At 73.0% G+C, this 14,356-nt stretch carries 16 protein-coding genes; 5 read left to right on the plus strand and 11 right to left on the minus strand.

Annotation, left to right across the window (positions count from 1 at the left end):
- Positions 1–13: 13 nt before the first annotated feature.
- From ACH4PU_RS00500 to ACH4PU_RS00510, 3 genes are all read right to left on the minus strand, one after another.
- Positions 14–457 carry a cupin domain-containing protein gene (locus ACH4PU_RS00500; protein WP_398264086.1) on the minus strand — a complete coding sequence of 148 codons (444 nt, stop codon included), beginning with the start codon at positions 455–457 and terminating at the stop codon, positions 14–16.
- Positions 458–569: 112 nt separating this feature from the next.
- Positions 570–2,774, minus strand: coding sequence for an ATP-dependent DNA helicase RecG (gene recG, locus ACH4PU_RS00505; protein WP_398264088.1), 2,205 nt, complete (start codon positions 2,772–2,774; stop codon positions 570–572).
- A 93-nt stretch (positions 2,775–2,867) separates the two neighbouring features.
- Positions 2,868–4,526, minus strand: coding sequence for a DAK2 domain-containing protein (locus ACH4PU_RS00510; RefSeq protein WP_398265288.1), 1,659 nt, complete (start codon positions 4,524–4,526; stop codon positions 2,868–2,870).
- 289 nt (positions 4,527–4,815) lie between these two features.
- On the opposite strand from ACH4PU_RS00510, the gene rpmB reads away from it, so the two are divergent.
- Positions 4,816–5,001 carry a 50S ribosomal protein L28 gene (gene rpmB / locus ACH4PU_RS00515; protein WP_004942804.1) on the plus strand — a complete coding sequence of 62 codons (186 nt, stop codon included), beginning with the start codon at positions 4,816–4,818 and terminating at the stop codon, positions 4,999–5,001.
- A gap of 286 nt (positions 5,002–5,287) precedes the next feature.
- On the opposite strand, the gene thiD is transcribed toward rpmB, so the two are convergent.
- Positions 5,288–6,076 carry a bifunctional hydroxymethylpyrimidine kinase/phosphomethylpyrimidine kinase gene (thiD, locus tag ACH4PU_RS00520; protein WP_398264091.1) on the minus strand — a complete coding sequence of 263 codons (789 nt, stop codon included), beginning with the start codon at positions 6,074–6,076 and terminating at the stop codon, positions 5,288–5,290.
- Between the two features lie 21 nt (positions 6,077–6,097).
- Positions 6,098–7,081 carry a thiamine-phosphate kinase gene (locus ACH4PU_RS00525; RefSeq protein WP_185941270.1) on the minus strand — a complete coding sequence of 328 codons (984 nt, stop codon included), beginning with the start codon at positions 7,079–7,081 and terminating at the stop codon, positions 6,098–6,100.
- 155 nt (positions 7,082–7,236) lie between these two features.
- Here ACH4PU_RS00525 and ACH4PU_RS00530 point away from each other — a divergent pair, with 155 nt between their 5' ends.
- Positions 7,237–7,470: an Lrp/AsnC ligand binding domain-containing protein gene (locus tag ACH4PU_RS00530; RefSeq protein ID WP_398264094.1), complete on the plus strand. Its 234-nt coding sequence runs from the start codon at positions 7,237–7,239 to the stop codon at positions 7,468–7,470.
- A 19-nt stretch (positions 7,471–7,489) separates the two neighbouring features.
- On the plus strand, positions 7,490–8,053 hold the full coding sequence (locus ACH4PU_RS00535; protein WP_398264096.1) for a DUF3515 domain-containing protein: 564 nt from the start codon (positions 7,490–7,492) through the stop codon (positions 8,051–8,053).
- Here ACH4PU_RS00535 and ACH4PU_RS00540 read toward each other — a convergent pair.
- Genes ACH4PU_RS00540 through ACH4PU_RS00550 form a run of 3 tightly spaced genes read right to left on the minus strand, consistent with a single transcriptional unit; the run spans position 8,050 to position 10,995 of the window.
- Complete coding sequence (locus ACH4PU_RS00540; RefSeq protein ID WP_398264098.1) at positions 8,050–9,198, minus strand: D-alanine--D-alanine ligase family protein; 1,149 nt, start codon at positions 9,196–9,198, stop codon at positions 8,050–8,052. The two genes, ACH4PU_RS00535 and ACH4PU_RS00540, sit on opposite strands and share 4 nt — an antisense overlap.
- Positions 9,199–9,232: 34 nt before the next feature.
- Positions 9,233–10,231 (minus strand): NAD(P)H-dependent glycerol-3-phosphate dehydrogenase, encoded by a 999-nt coding sequence (locus tag ACH4PU_RS00545; RefSeq protein ID WP_398264100.1) that lies wholly within the window; start codon positions 10,229–10,231, stop codon positions 9,233–9,235.
- A complete protein-coding gene (locus ACH4PU_RS00550; protein ID WP_398264102.1) occupies positions 10,228–10,995 on the minus strand; it encodes a lysophospholipid acyltransferase family protein in 768 nt (255 codons plus the stop codon). The genes ACH4PU_RS00545 and ACH4PU_RS00550 overlap by 4 nt, the downstream gene beginning before the upstream one ends.
- Before the next feature lie 251 nt (positions 10,996–11,246).
- Here ACH4PU_RS00550 and cofC point away from each other — a divergent pair, with 251 nt between their 5' ends.
- Together cofC and ACH4PU_RS00560 are read left to right on the plus strand one after the other, a co-directional pair.
- Positions 11,247–11,927 (plus strand): 2-phospho-L-lactate guanylyltransferase, encoded by a 681-nt coding sequence (gene cofC, locus ACH4PU_RS00555; protein ID WP_398264104.1) that lies wholly within the window; start codon positions 11,247–11,249, stop codon positions 11,925–11,927.
- A gap of 10 nt (positions 11,928–11,937) precedes the next feature.
- On the plus strand, positions 11,938–12,162 hold the full coding sequence (locus ACH4PU_RS00560) for a hypothetical protein (RefSeq protein WP_398264106.1): 225 nt from the start codon (positions 11,938–11,940) through the stop codon (positions 12,160–12,162).
- 319 nt (positions 12,163–12,481) lie between these two features.
- Here the strand turns inward: ACH4PU_RS00560 and ACH4PU_RS00565 are convergent, their stop codons facing one another.
- From ACH4PU_RS00565 to leuD, 3 genes are all read right to left on the minus strand, one after another.
- Positions 12,482–13,162 (minus strand): HU family DNA-binding protein, encoded by a 681-nt coding sequence (locus ACH4PU_RS00565; protein WP_185941264.1) that lies wholly within the window; start codon positions 13,160–13,162, stop codon positions 12,482–12,484.
- Between the two features lie 123 nt (positions 13,163–13,285).
- Positions 13,286–13,531 carry a hypothetical protein gene (locus ACH4PU_RS00570; RefSeq protein WP_185941263.1) on the minus strand — a complete coding sequence of 82 codons (246 nt, stop codon included), beginning with the start codon at positions 13,529–13,531 and terminating at the stop codon, positions 13,286–13,288.
- Positions 13,532–13,723: 192 nt separating this feature from the next.
- Entirely contained in the window at positions 13,724–14,317 is a 594-nt protein-coding gene (gene leuD / locus ACH4PU_RS00575) for a 3-isopropylmalate dehydratase small subunit (protein ID WP_185941262.1), read from the minus strand.
- Between the last annotated feature and the right edge of the window lie 39 nt (positions 14,318–14,356).

Genomic DNA, 14,356 nt, shown 5'->3' on the forward strand with positions numbered 1-14,356 from the left:
CTCTCCCCGCCGCCTACTCCGCCGGGAGCTCCGTGAGCTGGTAGAGCTCGGGCACGGAGACCTTGATCGGCTCCTGGGTGGTGCGCGCGATCACGACGACCACGGGCTCGTCCGCGGAGGGGTTCTCCTCCCGGTGCGGGACGAACGGCGGGACGAGGAGGAAGTCGCCGGGGTGGGCGGTGATCCGCACCTCCTCGGTGCCGTCGTGGAAGACGAACACCGGGTGGCCGCTCACCACGTAGATCCCGGCCTCCGAGGCGCCGTGGTGGTGGTTGTCGGTGGCGCTCAGCGGCGGGTTCTCCACCATGCCCATCCACAGCTTTTTCGAGCCGACGGTGTGACCGCTGATGGCGGCGTGGCCGTCGAGCTCGCCGGCGCGCACGTGGTGGACGCGGTTGTCGGGCCGCCCGTCCCCGTCGGTGCCCGGCGTGGTCGCGGCGTTCTCCTGCACGGTCATCGTCTGCCTCCCTGATCGCTTACGGCCCCTTGCGGCCGGGTCACAGGCTGCGGCGGGCGTGGCCGGACGGGCAACCTTTGTTGCTCGAATGGCAACGCGGCCTCGAGAGGCGTCACCCCTTGTCCAGGTACTGCTCCCGTTCCTCGTCCAGCAGGGCGTCCAGGGCCGTGCGGAGCGCCGGGAGGGACTCCAGCTCGGGGTCGGCGGCGACCACGGCCGCCGCCTCGTCGCGGGCGGCGGCGATGACCTCCTCGTCGTCAATGACGGTGAGCATCCGGAGCGAGGACCGGACGCCGGACTGGGCCTGGCCGAGGACGTCGCCCTCGCGGCGCTGTTCGAGGTCGATGCGGGAGAGCTCGAAGCCGTCCAGGGTGGCGGCGACGGCGCCCAGCCGGGCCCGCGCGGGGCTGGCCTCGCCGGCCTCGCTGACCAGCAGGCAGAGGCCGGGGGCGGAGCCGCGGCCGACCCGGCCGCGCAGCTGGTGCAGCTGGGAGACGCCGAAGCGGTCCGCGTCCATGATCACCATGACGGTGGAGTTGGGGACGTTCACGCCCACCTCGATCACGGTGGTGGCCACCAGGACGTCCACCTCGCCGGCGGCGAAGCGGCGCATCACGTCGTCCTTGGCCTCGGGCTGCATCCGCCCGTGCAGCACCTCCACGCGCAGGCCCGCCAGCGGCCCCTTCGCCAGCTGCGCGGCGACGTCGAGGACGGCGAGCGGGGGCCGCTTCTCGGGATCGTCCGGCCCCTCGGCGGCCTGCTTCTTCCCGCCCTTGGGACCGCTCTCCTCCTCGTCTCCGATGCGCGGGCACACCACGTACGCCTGGTGTCCGCCCTCGACCTCCTCGCGCACCCGCTCCCAGGCGCGGGTCAGGAAGTGCGGCTTGTCCTTGGCGGGGACGACGTGGGTGGCGATGGGCGAGCGGCCGGCGGGGAGCTGGTCCAGGACGGACGTCTCCAGGTCGCCGAAGACGGTCATGGCCACCGTGCGGGGGATCGGCGTGGCCGTCATCACCAGCAGGTGCGGCGGCTGCTTTCCCTTGGAGCGCAGCGCGTCCCGCTGCTCGACGCCGAAGCGGTGCTGCTCGTCCACCACGACCAGCCCCAGGTCGTGGAACTGGACCTTGTCCTCGATCAGGGCGTGGGTGCCGATCACGATCCCGGCCTCGCCGGTGGTCAGGTCGAGCAGGGCGCGGCGGCGGGCCGGGGCGCCCATCGAGCCGGTGAGGAGGACGACCTTGGTGCCCTGTTCGGCACCGCCGAGCAGGCCGCCCTCGGCGAGCTCGCCCATCATCTCGGTGATCGACCGGTGGTGCTGCTGGGCCAGCACCTCGGTGGGCGCCAGCATGGCCGCCTGCCCGCCCGCGTCCACGACGGCGAGCATGGCGCGCAGCGCGACCATCGTCTTCCCCGATCCGACCTCGCCCTGGAGCAGCCGGTGCATGGGGTGTTCGGTGGCCAGGTCGTCGAAGATCTCGGCGGAGACGGTGCGCTGGCCGTCGGTGAGGGTGAACGGCAGCTTGGCGTCGAAGGCGTCGAGCAGGCCGCCGGGGGCGGGCTTGCGGGCGACGGCGGGGAGCTGGGTGTCGGCGTGCCGGCGGCGGGCGAGGGCGACCTGGAGGACGAACGCCTCGTCCCACTTCAGCCGGGCGCGGGCGTCCTCGATGTCGGCCTTGGTGCGCGGCCGGTGGACCTTGCGGAAGGCGTCCGGCAGCTCGGCCAGGCCGCGGCCCTCGCGGAGCGCGGGCGGCAGCGGGTCGACGAGCCCGCGCCAGCCGTCGGCCTCGAAGAGGTCGAGGAGGGTGTCCACGGCCTTGGTGAGCTTCCAGGACTGGAACTGCTTGCAGGCCGGGTAGAGCGGCAGCAGCCGGCCCGCGAAGTCGGCGGCGGCGTCCGCGCCGCTGTCCCGGTCGAGCAGCTCGTAGTCGGGGTGGAGCAGCTGCCGGGTGCGGTTGAACACCGACACCTTGCCGGCGAACATGCCGCGGCGGCCCGGGACGAGCTCCTTCTCGCGCGCGTAGGCGCCGCGCCCGAAGAAGACCAGGGTCAGGGCGCCGCTGCCGTCGGTGACGACGACCTCCAGGCGAACGCCGCGGCCCTGGTTGAACGTCTTCATGGCGGCCTTGGCGACCTGCGCGACGACCGTGACGTGCTCGTCGAGCGGCAGGTCGGCGAGCCGGGTCAGCTCGCCGCGCTCGGCGTAGCGGCGCGGGTAGTGGTGCAGGAGGTCGCCGGCGGTGTGCAGGCCGAGGTGCTCGGCCATCACCTTCGCGGTGGTGCCGCCGAGGATCTTCTTCAGGGGCTGATCGAGCTGCACGGTGTTCTCCGGGTCCTCCGGACGTCGGGTACGGGCACGGTCCCATTGCACACCACGGCACTGACAACGCCGGGCAGCACCGCTGTCCGGCGCCTACTCGACGCCGATGAGGAGCGGCGCCGGCTGCCGGCCGCCCCGGTAGACGACGGTGTCCACGGCGAGGTGGCCGCCGCGGACGTGCCGTTCCAGCTCCTCGGCGAAGCCGGGCGGGGCATCGTCGGCGACGACGAGGGTGACCAGTTCGCCGCCGGCCGCGAGCATCCGGTCCAGCACGGTGGCGGCGGTGGCGGCCAGGTCGGCGCCGATGACGGCGACGTCCCCGTCGATCAGCCCGAGCACGTCGCCGGCCTGGCAGACGCCCGCCATGGTCCAGGACCGGCTCTCGGCGACGGTCAGTTCCGCGTAGCGGGTGGCGCCGGCGGCGGAGGTCATGGCGACGACGTCCTCGTCGAAGCGGCGGCCGGGCTCGTGGACGGCGAGGGCGGCGACGCCCTGGACCGGGGAGCGGGTGGGGATGAGCGCGACCCGGACGCCCTCGGCACGGGCCTGCTCGGCCGCCGCGGCGGCGGTGTGCCGCAGGTCGGGATCGTTGGGCAGGAGGACGACCTCGCGGGCGTGTGCGCGCCGGACCGCCTCGACGAGCTCGCCGCTGGCGGGCGGTTCGCCGGGCCGGACGGGCACGACGGTCGCGCCGGCCTCGGCGCACAGGGCGGCCAGCCCCTCGCCGGGGACGACCGCCACGACGGCTCGCTGGACGGGCTCGGGGGCGCGGGGGCGCTCGTCGGCGGTGCCGAAGTGGGTGATGCGGATCCGGTACGGGCGTCCGGCGTCCACGCCGGCCTCGACGGCGGCCCCCGCGTCGTCCACGTGGACGTGCACGTTCCAGAGGCCGTCACCGCCGACCACGACGAGCGACTCCCCCAGCGCGTCCAGCCGGGCCCGGAGCCGGGCGACGGCGACGTCGTCCGCCTCCAGCAGGTAGATCACCTCGAAGGCGGGGCCCGCGCCGGGCGCGGTGCCGTGCGCCGTCTCGGTCGGGCAGGTGTCGACGGGCCGGGCGGCGCGGGATGTCCGTGCCGGGCGGCCGGCCGGCGCGGCGCCACCCTCCAGCGCCGCCACGAGCGCCCCCAGGACCTCCACCAGGCCCTTACCGCCCGCGTCGACCACCCCTGCCCGGCCGAGCGCCTCCAGCTGGCAGGGGGTGGCCTCCAGGGCCGTACGGGCGGCGGTGTGCGCCGCGCGGGCCACGGCGGCGGCGTCGCCCTCGGTACGGGCGGCGGCGCCGGCCGCGGCGGTGGCCACGGTGAGGACGGTGCCCTCGACGGGCCGGGCGACGCCCTCGTACGCGGAGTCCACGGCGCGGCGCAGGGCGCGGCCCAGCAGGTGACCCTCGTCACCCGGCCCTTCCCCGTCCGCGCCCCCGTCCCTCAGGACCTCCGCCATGCCGCGGAACAGCTGCGCCAGGATCGTCCCGGAGTTGCCGCGCGCGCCGATCAGGGCGCCGTGCGCCATGGCCCGGACCGCCTCCGACAGCCCCGGCCGGGCCCCCGGCCCGGCGGTGGCGTGCGCCTCGAAGACGGCCTCGACGGCGCGGCCGGCGGACTCGACGGTCAGGTAGAGATTGGTCCCGGTGTCGCCGTCGGCCACGGGATAGACGTTGATCGCGTCGATCTCCTCACGGGCCCGGCCCAGGGCGTCGAGCGCCAGAGCGCACCAGGCGCGTACCGCGGCGGCGTCGAGGGGATGCGGCACCTGGGAGTCCTCCTCGGCGGTGGCGGTGGGTGGCGGTGGCGGTCTGCGGTGACGGTGGGCACAGTAGTCGTGCGGGCCGCTCCACCGGACCGGCCGGGCGGGATACGGGCCGGTCATGGTAGTTTCGTTGTCCTGGAGCGGTCGTTGTATGCTGCTCCGGTTGCCTGACGAGAGTCAGGCCATCCCCCTGATACTGCCGGTCACTCTCTGAGATCTCGGCACGCAGGGATTCACCGTACGTGCCTGTCGTCCTCGCGTGAGCGAGGGTGACCCGTCTTTGGAGTAACCCGTGGCTGCCAACTGCGACGTCTGCGGCAAGGGGCCGGGCTTCGGCAACAACATCTCGCACTCGCACCGCCGTACCTCCCGCCGTTGGAACCCCAACATCCAGCGGGTGCGTGCGAAGGTCGGGGCGACGCCGAAGCGGCTCAACGTCTGCACCTCGTGCATCAAGGCCGGCAAGGTCTCGCGCTAGCGGCTTCGCGTACGCGCAGCCCTTTCCGGTTGCTGAAGGCCGGCCCCCTAGGGGGCCGGCTTTTTGCTGTGCCCCGGTCCCGCCCTTTCGCCGTTTCCGCAGAGAGGGCCCCGCACCCCCGGAACCGCGCTCCGCGCGGTTGTCCTCAAACGCCGGACGGGCTGACTATTCAGCCCGTCCGGCGTTTGAGGACGAGCGGCGAAGCCGCGAAAAGGGGGTCTGGGGGCTTGCCCCCCAGGAAACGGCGAAAGGGCGGGACCGGGGCACCACCCCGCCGCAGGCGGACTCAGCGCAGCGCCCACCCGTGATCCACCGGCCCGATCCCCTCCCCCAGCGGGAAACCGGCGGCGATCGCCCCGGTGACGTACTCCTTCGCCGCCGACACCGCGTCCGGCACGGGCAACCCCTTCGCCAGCCCGCAGGCGATCGCACTCGCCAGCGTGCACCCCGTCCCGTGCGTATGCCGGTTGTCGTGGCGCGGAGCCCGCAGCAGATGCTCCGACGTTCCGTCCGTCAGCAAGTCCACCGCGTCACCGGGCAGGTGACCGCCCTTGATCAGCACCCACCGCGGCCCGAAGGCCAGAACGGCGTCCGCGGCCCGGCGGAGGTCCCCCTCGCCCGTGACGCGGACGCCCGTCAGCCACGCCGTCTCGTCCAGGTTGGGCGTGGCCACGGTGGCCAGAGGCAACAGCTTCATACGCAGAGCGTCGAGCGCGGAAGCGGCGAGCAGCGGATCCCCGTGCTTGGAGACGCCCACAGGGTCGACCACGACGGGCGTCCCGACGCCCGCCAGCAGCTCGGCCACCGTCTCCACCAGTTCCGCCGAGGCCAGCATCCCGGTCTTGACGGCCTGGACGCCGATGTCGTCGACGACGCTGTGGAACTGGGCCCGTACCGCCTCCGCGGGCAGCGGCCAGGCGCCCTGTACGCCGCGGGAGTTCTGGGCGGTGACGGCGGTGAGGACGCTCATGCCGTGCGTCCCCAGGGCGAGCATCGTCTTGAGGTCGGCCTGGATGCCGGCCCCGCCGCCGGAGTCGGAGCCGGCGACGGTCAGCACACGCGGAGGTATCGGCATGAGCACCAACCTACGCGCCGCTCAGTCCTCCTCCGCCTCCGGCAGGTCCTCGTCGCCGAAGTGGTCCCAGCCGCCCGCCCGCTCCCAGGGCGCGCCGTCGACGGTCACCTGGGGCAGGGCGGACGGGTTGACGACCTCGCCGATCACCTTCCAGCGGGCGGGCAGTTTCACGTCCGGCGGGAAGGTGGCGACGATGGCGTGGTCCTCGCCGCCGGTGAGCACCCACTGGAGCGGGTCGACGCCGACGGCCTGCCCGATGTCGGACATCTGCGTGGGGACGTCGATGGCCGCCGTGTGCAGGTCGATCCGGACCTTGCTGGCCTCGGCGATGTGCCCGAGGTCGGCGATCAGCCCGTCGCTGACGTCGGTCATGGACGTGGCGCCGAGCGAGGCGGCGGCCGGGCCCGCGTGGTACGGGGGTTCGGGGCGGCGGTGTGCCTCGACGAAGGCCCGGGGGGAGCGGAAGCCCCGGGAGAGGACGGCGAGTCCGGCCGCCGACCAGCCGAGCCAGCCGGTGACCGCGACGACGTCGCCCGGCTGCGCGCCGGAGCGCATGACGGGTTCGTGGTTGCGGAGGTCGCCGAGGGCCGTGATGGACACGGTGATGGTCTCGCCGCGCACCACGTCCCCGCCGACCACCGCCGCGCCGGCGACCTGACATTCGTCGCGGATTCCGTCCATGAGCTCCACCGGCCAGGTGGCGGGGAGTTCGGCCGGGACGACGAGGGCGAGCAGCACGGCGGTCGGCACGGCGCCCATGGCGGCGATGTCGGCGAGGTTCTGGGCGGCGGCCTTGCGGCCCACGTCGTAGGCGGTGGACCAGTCGCGGCGGAAGTGCCGCCCCTCCAGGAGCACGTCCGTGCTGGCCACGACCCTCCGGTCGGGCGCTGCGACCACCGCGGCGTCGTCGCCCGGTCCGAGCCGGACGGCCGGGGTGGTGGTGAGCCGGGACGTCAGCTCCCTGATGAGGCCGAACTCCCCCAACTCGCCGACGGTGCCTTTCACTGCGCTCCTCCTCGGAGTATCCGGTGCTGTGGTCTCGCGGTTCCCGAGGAACCGCGCGCCGCGCAGGTGGCGCGGGTCTCCCCGTGCCGTGCGGCGGCGCGGTACGGTGGCGTCTCTTCTCCCCACATGATCCTCGAAGCCGCCCTGGAGGTTCCGTGGTACAGGCGTACATCCTGATCCAGACCGAGGTCGGCAAGGCGTCGACCGTGGCCGAAGTCATCTCGAAGATCAACGGCGTGATCCGGGCCGAGGACGTGACGGGTCCCTACGACGTCATCGTCCGCGCCCAGGCCGACACCGTGGACGCGCTCGGCCGGATGGTCGTTGCCAAGGTCCAGCAGGTGGAGGGCATCACCCGGACGCTGACCTGCCCGGTCGTCCACCTGTAGCCCCTCGTATGCTCGGCCGGTGAGCACTGTGCCCGCCCGTTCAGCCCGTTCCACCCGTACCGTCCGTCCCGTCCGGCCGCGCCGGCGGGCCGCCCTGTCCGTCGCGGCGGCCCTGCTGTGCGCGGCCGTCGGCTGTTCGGCGGCGGACGACGCCCCGCGTCCCGCCGTACCGGCCCCGTCCGGGCGCCAGGCGGCGCTCTGCCGGGCGCTGCACGAGAGGTTGCCGGACGAGGTGGGCGGACTGAAGCGGCGCGCCACCGATCCCGTCTCGGACTTCACCGCCGCCTGGGGCGACGGCCCGTGGATCGAGCTGCGCTGCGGGGTGCCGCGGCCGGAGATCTTCAACGATGTACGGACGCAGGCCGTGGACATCGACGGGGTGAAGTGGTCGCCCGAGCGGCTGCCGGACGGGAGCATCCGCTGCACCACCCCTCTGCGGCCGGTGTACGTCGAGGTCACGCTGCCGAAGGAGGTGGTCGGCGACGGCGGCGACATGAGCGCGCTCGTCGATCTCGCCGCCGCCGTCCGGAAGGCGGTGCCGTCCGACGACCCGGACGACTCCCCCGCTCCGAAGACCCCCTAGCGCAGGCCCGTCGAGCGGCGCAGCGCGGCCTGGAGGAGGCGGTCCACCAGCTCCGGGTACGTGACGCCGCTCTCCTGCCACATGCGCGGGTACATGGAGATGGGCGTGAAGCCCGGCATGGTGTTGATCTCGTTGATGACGAACTCGCCGTCCTCGGTGAGGAAGAAGTCAGCGCGGACCAGGCCCTCGCAGGAGACGGCCTCGAACGCCTGGACGGCCAGCTCCTGGACGCGGCGGGTCTGCTCGTCGGTCAGCGGCGCGGGGACGATGCCGGCGGCCGAGTCGATGTACTTGGCCTCGAAGTCGTAGAAGGAGTGCGCCTCGACCGGCGGGATCTCGGCGGGCACGCTGGCGCGCGGGCCGTCCTCGAACTCCAGCACCCCGCACTCGATCTCGCGGCCCCGCAGCAGGGCCTCGACGAGGATCTTGGGGTCGTGGCGGCGGGCCTCCTCGATGGCCTCGTCCAGGCCGGAGGCGTCGTCCACCTTGGTGATGCCGATGGACGAGCCGGCGCGGGCGGGCTTCACGAAGAGCGGCCAGCCGTGCTCGTCGGCGAAGTCCAGCACCTTGCGGCGGGCCGCTTCGCGGTCGTTGTCCCACTCACGCGGGCGGATCACCTCGTACGGGCCGACCGACAGCCCGTAGGAGATGAAGATCCGCTTCATGTACTCCTTGTCCTGGCCGACGGCCGAGGCGAGCACACCGGCGCCCACGTAGGGGATGCCGGCCAGTTCCAGCATGCCCTGGAGGGTGCCGTCCTCCCCGTAGGGGCCGTGCAGCATCGGGAAGACCACGTCGACCTCGCCGAGCGCCTTGGGCACCGAGCCGGGCTCGGCGTAGACGATCTCGCGGTTGGCGGGGGCGACGGGCAGCACGACCTCGCCCTCCGACGACTCGGCGAGCCGGTCGACGCTGGGCAGCGTACGGCCGGAGATGGCCATCCGCTCGGGGTCGTCGGTGGTCAGCGCCCAACGGCCGTCCTGCGTAATGCCGATCGGCAGCACGTCGTACTTCGTGCGGTCGATCGCGCGCAGCACCGCGCCGGCGGTGACCACGGAGATGGCGTGCTCGGAACTGCGGCCGCCGAAGACGACCGCGACGCGCGGCTTGCGACCGGGGCTCTGGATGGGGTTCTCGCTGCTCATATCGCGTTGAGCGTACCTGGTGACCCCGCCGGTCTCAGTGCCGCTCCGGCTTGGCGCTGCGCGCCATGAGCTCCTTCAGGGCGACCATCGGCGGCTTGCCCTCGTGGACGATGCCCACGACCGTCTCGGTGATCGGCATGTCGACATGGTGCCTTCGCGCCAGATCGAGCACCGACTCGCAGGACTTGACGCCCTCCGCCGTCTGCTTGGTGACGGCGATGGTCTCCTCCAGGCTCAGCCCGCGGCCGAGGTTGCGGCCGAAGGTGTTGTTGCGGGAGAGCGGGGAGGAGCAGGTGGCGACGAGGTCGCCCATCCCGGCGAGTCCGGCGAAGGTGTGCGCGTCGGCGCCCATCGCCAGGCCGAGCCGGGTGGTCTCGGCCAGTCCGCGGGTGATGAGGGACGCCTTGGCGTTGTCGCCCAGGCCCATGCCGTCGGCGATGCCGACCGCGAGCGCGATGACGTTCTTGACGGCGCCGCCGAGCTCGCAGCCGACCACGTCGGTGTTGGTGTAGGGGCGGAAGTACGCGGTGTGGCAGGCGGCCTGGAGGCGCTTGGCGACGTCCTCGTCGCGGCAGGCGACGACGGCGGCGGCGGGCTGCCGGTCGGCGATCTCCTTGGCCAGGTTGGGGCCGGTGAGAACGGCGACGCGGTCCGGGGAGACCCCGGCGACCTCCTCGATGACCTCGCTCATCCGCTTGGCGGTGCCGAGTTCGACGCCCTTCATCAGGGAGACCAGCACGGTGTCGTCGGCCAGCAGCGGCTTCCAGGCGGCGAGGTTGCCGCGGAGCGTCTGGGAGGGCACGGCGAGCACGGTGAACGCGGCCCCGGCGGCGGCCTCGGCGGGGTCGGTGGTGGCCCGGACGGCGGAGGGCAGTTCGACGCCGGGGAAGTAGTCCGGGTTGGCGCCCTTGTTGACGGCGTCCACGACGGCGGCGCGGCGGCCCCACATGGTCACCTCGCAGCCGGCGTCCGCGAGGATCATCGCGAAGGCGGTGCCCCAGGAGCCGGTGCCGAAGACGGCGCAGCGTGTCACTTGCCGTCCTCCTGGCGGTCGGTGCCGGCCTGCCGGCGGGCGGCGGCGGCCGCGCGGGCCTTCTTGAGGGTGTACGGCTCGGCGGGGGCCGGCTCGTCGCGGAGTTCGGCGAGGAGTTCGGTGATCGCGGCCATGATCTTGTCGGTGACCGCGCGCAGCACCTCGGCGGTCGGCTCCTTGTCGTGGAACTCGGCGAGGTCCACGGGCGGGCCGGCCATCACCCGGAGGGTCTTGCGCGGGAAGAGGCGGACCTTCTTCTCCTTGGCGTAGGGCGGCATGGCCTCGTGCGCGCCCCACTGGGCGACCGGGATGACGGGCGCCTTGGTGAGCAGGGCGACCCGGGCGGCGCCGGTCTTGCCCTCCATGGGCCACAGGTCGGGGTCGCGGGTCAGGGTGCCCTCGGGGTAGAAGGCCACGCACTCGCCCTTGTTGATGGCGTCGACGGCGGCGCGGAAGGCGTTGGCCGCGTCGGTGCTCTCGCGGTAGACGGGGATCTGGCCGGTGCCGCGCAGCAGGGTCCCGACGAAGCCGTTGCGGAAGAGCCCGGCCTTGGCCAGGAAGCGGGGGACGCGCCCGGTGTTGTACTGGAAGTGGGCGTAGGACAGCGGGTCCAGATACGAGTTGTGGTTGATGGCGGTGATGAAGCCGCCGTCGGCGGGAATGTGCTCCATTCCGCGCCACTCCCGCTTGAACAGAACCACGAGCGGCGGTTTCGCCAACACCGCCGTAAAGCGGTACCAGAAGCCGATTCTGTGGCGGGACACCCGTACACCCTTCTCTTGGGACCTGGAAGCTTCCACGGGCCTGCTGCTCTCCCGGGGCCGGACAAGTGTGGCGCCAGGTACCCGGTCTGTCGAGAACACCGTAACCCCGCGCCCCTCCGGCGGCAGCGGCCGGACTCCCGGAGCGGGGGCGCGCGGCCGGGGGCGACAATGGGCCCGGCAGGGGCCGGTGGCGGCCGGGCGGGACCCGGGGGGACTCGGCGTGGCCCCGGGTGGAGGAGAGAGGGAGTGCCGTGCGCTGGACGCTGGTGGTGCCGCTGAAGCCGCTGGCGCGGGCCAAGAGCCGGCTGGCGGCGGCCGCGGGCGCGGGATCCGGTACGAGCCGGCCCGCGCTGGCGCTGGCCTTCGCGCTGGACACGGTGGAGGCCGCGCTGTCCTGTACGGCGGTACGCGATGTGGTGGTCGTCACCGACGACCCGCTGGCCGGCGCGGAACTGAGGGCGGTCGGTGCCCGTACGGTCGCCGAACCGGTGGGCGGCGCGGGCCTCAACGCGGCGCTCGCGCACGGGGCGCGGACGGTCCGCGCGCACCGTCCGCGGTCGGGCGTGGCGACGCTGAACGCGGATCTCCCGGCACTGCGCGCGGTGGAACTCGGGCGGGTGCTCGATTCGGCGGCGGAATTCCCGCGCGCATTTCTCGCGGACGCCGAGGGAATCGGGACGACGCTGTTGGCGGCGGCTCCCGGAATGCTTTTGGCGCCGGCGTTCGAGGGCCGCTCGCGCGCCCGGCACCGGGCTTCCGGGGCGCGGGAAATCGGGTTGCCGGGGGTGGATTCCGTACGCCGGGACGTGGACACCCCGGCGGATCTCCGGGCCGCGCTGGCCCTGGGCGTGGGACCGCGCACGGCCGCGGCCGCCGGTGCGTGGACGGCCGCCGGGCCGCCGCGCGGGGCCGCCGGCACGGCGACGGACTAGGCTCTCGGGCATGCAGGCCACCGCGTACACCTACGACCCCGAGACCCGCTGCGGAAGCGTTCTCCTCGACGACGGCACCCCGGTGCCGTTCGACGCCGAGGCGTTCGACGCGGGCGGTCTGCGGCTGTTGCGGCCGGGGCAGCGGGTGCGGATCGAGCTCGCGGACGCGGCGGAGGGGCCGGCGGACGGGCCGGGGCGGCGGCGTGTGACGTTGGTGACGTTGCAGACCTTCTGACGCGCCCTTCCCGTTTCGGGGCGCCGGGCGGGACTTCGGGCGCCGGAACGGCCGACGGCTTCCCGGAAGCACGGCCTCCGGCACACCCTCCCGGGCTGCCGCCCCCTTCCCGGCTCCTGGCGGCCGGTCTGAACTCCCGCGACGGCTCCGGCGTCCGGGGAGGCCCGTTCCGGGCGCCTACGGGCCTCAGCGGCCGTACAGCCGCTCCCGCGGAGCCGGGTTTCGCGCCCCCGTCCGCCGCCGTGCCGGAGGCGAACGCACCGCGGGCCGGGCTCCCCGAAGGGAGCCCGGCCCGGCGCGTGACGCCGTCAGCGGCTTTTTACTTCTTCTTGGCCGCGGCCTTCTTGGCGGTGGTCTTGCGCGCCGTGGTCTTGCGCGCCGGAGCCTTGGTCGCCGTGGCCTTCTTCGCCGGGGCGGTCTTCTTCGCCGTGGTCTTCTTGGCCGCGGCGGCGGTCGTCTTCTTCGCCGGCGTCGCCTTCTTCGCCGCTGCCGCCTTGGTGGCGGGCGCGGTCTTCTTGGCGGTGGTCTTCTTCGCGGCCGCCGTGGTCTTCTTGGCGGTGGTGGCCTTGGTGGCGGTGGTCGCCTTCTTGGCCGTGGTCGCCTTCTTGGCGGCCGTCTTCTTGGCGGTGGCCTTCTTGGCCGCGGCCTTGGTGGTGGCCTTGCCACCGGAAAGGCTGCCCTTGGGCGCCTTCTTCACCGCGACCTCGCCGCCCTTGGGCAGCTTCTTCGAGCCGCTCACCAGGTCCTTGAAGCCCTGACCGGCGCGGAAGCGGGGCACCGAGGTCTTCTTGACCCGGACGCGCTCGCCGGTCTGCGGGTTGCGGGCGTAACGGGCCGGGCGGTCGACCTTCTCGAACGAGCCGAAGCCGGTGACCGAGACCCGGTCGCCGGCGACGACCGCACGGACGATCGCGTCGAGTACCGCGTCGACCGCGTCAGCGGCCTGCTGACGGCCGCCGAGCTTGTCGGCAATCGCTTCAACGAGCTGCGCCTTGTTCACGTCTTCCCCTTCGGAGACACCTGCTGGAATTTGTTCCAGCCTTTTCGCACGTTAGGCAGATATATACCGCAAATCAAACACGAAACGGTCTAATCACCCTTGTGCCGCAACGAACCCGACCCATCACGGAGTTCCGTCGGTGCCGCGCTCTGAAGGGAAACGGCCCTCGTCGAGGTCCTTCATCAGCCGGTCCAGGCGCATTGCCGCGCCTGAGAGATCGTGCTTCGCCGCGGCCGTGATGGCCAGCAGCTTCCGGGACAGCGCCATCCGTACGCCCTCCGGGACTTGCAGTGCGCGCACTCGGGAGTGCGCTTCCTTGAGTTGGTCGGCGACGAGCCGGTAGAGCCCGAGTTGGCTGTCGCGTTCCATGCACCGATTGTGCCATCTGAGGCGAGTTGTCGCCTCACAGGGCCTCAACAACGCGATGCGCCCCCTGTCCGAAGACAGGGGGCGCATCATGCCAAACCTGGGGTGAACAGCGGAAATCGAGGGTCGGTCCGGGGCCCGGGCGCTGGGCCGAACGGGCGGGAAACCGGGTCGGCGACCGGGCCGGAAACCGCCTCAGACCTGGGCCGTGGACGGCTTGTGGGCCGGCCGGCGGGCCTCGAAGGCGGCGATGGCGGACTCGTGCCGGAGGGTCAGCCCGATGTCGTCCAGCCCCTCCAGCAACCGCCACCGGGCGTTCTCGTCAAGGCTGAAATCGGCCGTGATGCCCTCGGCCCGCACCTGACGGGCGACGAGGTCCACGGTCACCTCCGCGGCGGGGTCGGCCTCGGTCAGCTCCCACAGCCGCTCGACGGTCTCCTGCGGCAGGACGACCGTCAGCAGACCGTTCTTGAGCGAGTTACCCCGGAAGATGTCCGCGAACCGTGCGGAGATCACGGTTTTGAAACCGAAGTTCTGCAGCGCCCAGACCGCGTGCTCGCGGGAGGAGCCGGTGCCGAAGTCCGGCCCGGCCACCAGGACCGAGGCGCCCGCGCGGGCGGGCTCGTTGAGGACGAAGTCCGGGTCCTTGCGCCACGCCTCGAAGAGGCCGTCCTCGAAACCGTCGCGGGTGACCTTCTTCAGCCAGTGCGCCGGGATGATCTGGTCCGTGTCCACGTTGCTGCGGCGCAGCGGCACGGCCCGGCCGGTGTGTGCGGTGAACGCTTCCATGAGCTGCTCTTCCTCGCTGGGTGGGGTGCTGGGGTAGGG

It is taken from the genome of Streptomyces sp. NPDC021100, from assembly GCF_044333095.1.
Taxonomy (GTDB): Bacteria; Actinomycetota; Actinomycetes; order Streptomycetales; family Streptomycetaceae; genus Streptomyces.

Excerpts from the sequence above, each read along its gene's own strand:
- ACH4PU_RS00500 (WP_398264086.1), bottom strand. The coding sequence starts at position 457 with ATGACCGTGCAGGAGAACGCCGCGACCACGCCGGGCACCGACGGGGAC.
- thiD (WP_398264091.1), bottom strand. The coding sequence starts at position 6,076 with ATGCCGATACCTCCGCGTGTGCTGACCGTCGCCGGCTCCGACTCCGGC.
- ACH4PU_RS00540 (WP_398264098.1), bottom strand. The coding sequence starts at position 9,198 with ATGAGCAGCGAGAACCCCATCCAGAGCCCCGGTCGCAAGCCGCGCGTC.
- ACH4PU_RS00560 (WP_398264106.1), top strand. The coding sequence starts at position 11,938 with ATGCAGGCCACCGCGTACACCTACGACCCCGAGACCCGCTGCGGAAGC.
- ACH4PU_RS00570 (WP_185941263.1), bottom strand. The coding sequence starts at position 13,531 with ATGGAACGCGACAGCCAACTCGGGCTCTACCGGCTCGTCGCCGACCAA.
- leuD (WP_185941262.1), bottom strand. The coding sequence starts at position 14,317 with ATGGAAGCGTTCACCGCACACACCGGCCGGGCCGTGCCGCTGCGCCGC.